The sequence below is a fragment of the Nocardia sp. NPDC059764 genome (genome assembly GCF_042732555.1).
In the GTDB taxonomy this organism is placed as follows: domain Bacteria; phylum Actinomycetota; class Actinomycetes; order Mycobacteriales; family Mycobacteriaceae; genus Nocardia.
In genome coordinates this window covers 1-2,262 of the sequence record NZ_JBHWHH010000338.1, presented here as the reverse complement: position 1 = coordinate 2,262, position 2,262 = coordinate 1, and the positions used below count along the sequence as shown (strand labels likewise).

General features: G+C 68.2%; 3 protein-coding genes and 1 tRNA gene. 3 read left to right on the top strand and 1 reads right to left on the bottom strand.

All coding sequences use genetic code 11. The features are described from left to right. Window positions 1-197: 197 nt before the first annotated feature. Window positions 198-512, bottom strand: coding sequence for an integration host factor, actinobacterial type (gene mihF, locus ACFV4K_RS35440; protein WP_357081650.1), 315 nt, complete (start codon window positions 510-512; stop codon window positions 198-200). 274 nt (window positions 513-786) lie between these two features. Between mihF and ACFV4K_RS35435 the strand changes: the two genes are divergently transcribed. The 3 genes from ACFV4K_RS35435 (at window position 787) to ACFV4K_RS35425 (ending at window position 2,250) form a co-directional block, all read left to right on the top strand. Beyond that, window positions 787-1,614 carry a tetratricopeptide repeat protein gene (locus ACFV4K_RS35435; RefSeq protein ID WP_379280659.1) on the top strand — a complete coding sequence of 276 codons (828 nt, stop codon included), beginning with the start codon at window positions 787-789 and terminating at the stop codon, window positions 1,612-1,614. Between the two features lie 149 nt (window positions 1,615-1,763). Continuing rightward, window positions 1,764-2,072 carry a hypothetical protein gene (locus tag ACFV4K_RS35430; RefSeq protein ID WP_379280658.1) on the top strand — a complete coding sequence of 103 codons (309 nt, stop codon included), beginning with the start codon at window positions 1,764-1,766 and terminating at the stop codon, window positions 2,070-2,072. A gap of 93 nt (window positions 2,073-2,165) precedes the next feature. Beyond that, a tRNA-Leu gene (locus tag ACFV4K_RS35425) sits at window positions 2,166-2,250 on the top strand. Window positions 2,251-2,262: the final 12 nt, after the last annotated feature.

Below are 2,262 nucleotides of genomic sequence, written 5' to 3'. Positions count from 1 at the left end.
GCCCTAATACGGGCACTAGCACCTCAAGCTAGCGCGTCTGCCATTCCGCCACCCGGACCGGTGGTGCTCAGCAAGGTTATCGGATCGGGCCGCGCGGACCAAATCGGTCGATGTAGTGCGTGTTTGCCGAGCAGGAGGAGGCGGTGGGAGTGGTTGCCGCCGGGCCGGATGCCGGCCCGGCAGGCCACCCCCCGATCTCAAGCCTTCAGCGCCTCCAGCAGCGCGGCGCGCTGCCGGGAGCCCAGGCCGCCGATGCGGCGGTCGGCGGGGATCTCGGCCTCGTCCATCAGCTTGGCCGCCTTGACGGGGCCGATACCCGGCAGCGCCTTGATGACCGCCGCCACCTTTGTCTTCTTGACCAAGTCTTCCGCGTCGGCGCGCTTGAGCACCTCGGCGAGACTGACAGACCCCTTCTTGACCTGCGCGATGAGTTCCGAGCGGGCCTTACGAACCGCCGCGGCCTTCGCCAGCGCCTCGGAGCGTTGTTCGGGGGTCATGGTGGGCAGAGCCATATGTCCTTACCTTTCACTCGTTCGCTGGTATTTCGCCGACGATTCAACAGGACAGCGGGCCCTCCGCAAGTACGACACACCGCGTGGACGTGGCCGACACGTCGACCGACCGGCGAAATTTGGACACGGGAGGTCCGTCTCGAGCCTCCCACGACACCGGTCGACTGACCAGAAGTTTGCTGGCAGACGTAGCTGGCAAATACCCGACCCCACGCCGGGCATCGGTACTACGGTGGGCGCGAACATCACCGGGCACCGGCGAAGGGCGGGGCAGATGCAGGGGTCGTATCCGTACGCCGAACCGGCCGCGACCGTGCCGTCCCTGGCCGATCGATACGCCAGTGCGGACCCCGTGACCTGGAACGGAGCGCAGGTCTACCCGCTGCACTCGGAGGCTCTCGGGGACTCCCCCGCGACCGTCCGGCTGACCCTGCGCACGGCCGTCGCGCGGGCGGGGGTGCGCAGCCTCGGCATCGGGCTGGCCGTGGACCGGGGGAACGTGTTGCTGGGTGGCCGCCAGATCAGGGGGGTTGACGTCTGGAGTGACGCGATGGACGGCGGGATCGACCTCGAGGTGTGCCCCACCGACACCGACGCCGCGATCACGCTGACCCCCGTCTGGGTCGACGACAGCGGCGCGACCGTCTCCTGGGTCGGCAATTACGGGATGCTCATCACCCGGGAACCGACCATGACCGTCCTGCACTGTTCCACCGGCGTCGGACCGCCCGATTTCGGGGAACTCGTCGTCGAGCTCGCCACCACCAGGAAACCGCCGCGTCCCGATCTGCCCGCCGAGGCCAGTCGCTACCGGAACGCGCTCTACGAGCTGGGTGTGGCGATGCAGAGCCGCGGCGACGAGGAGCAGGCCTGCCAACTATGGGCGCAGGCAGCCGAATTCGGGCATGTGGGCGCGGCCTACGACCTGGGTGTGGTCCGCTACCGCCGCGGCGACTACCCCGAGGCCGAACACTGGTGGCGTACGGCCGCCAGCCACGGCGACCCGCGCGCGATGGCTGGACTGGCCGAGTTGCTCGGTCGCCGCGGCAGTCCCGGTGAGGCGCACGCCTGGCGCACGGCCGGCGCCACCGACTACCGCTGAGGGCCCCGACGCGTGCTGTGACGCACTTCACGCGACTCAGAGTTGAATCTCCGGGTCCGCCCCCGATTGCGGGACGGTCGCGCCCATCTACAGTGGCGGTCGATCGCGCGGCCGCCTCGGCCCCGCGCACGACCCACGAGGAACGCATGATGAACACCGCGCGATGGACGGCCGTGGCGGCCGCCGCACTGGCCGTAACCCTGCTCTCGGGTTGCTCGGATGTCGAGAAGGCGCTCAACCAGGGCGGTGACACCAAGTGCAGCGACTACCTGATCCAGAGCGCCGACACCCAGCGCATCACCATCACCAAGTTCATCAAGCAGCAGTCCGGCACCCAGAACGAACCCTCCGGCACCCAGGTCGACCTCTCCATGGCGGCAGTCCAGAGCCTCTGTCAGATCCAGGCCAACAAGGACACCCCCATCAAGAACGCCAACCTCCTCGGCATCCTCCACTAGCCCGAAACTCTCCCCCGCGCACCCCATTTCGCCTGGCCCAGCCTCGATTTCCGTTTCCGCCAACCCCTCCGCTAATCTTGTCCCGCACCACCGGTCCGGGTGGCGGAATGGCAGACGCGCTAGCTTGAGGTGCTAGTGCCCGTATTAGGGCGTGGGGGTTCAAGTCCCCCTCCGGACACGTATTGAGACG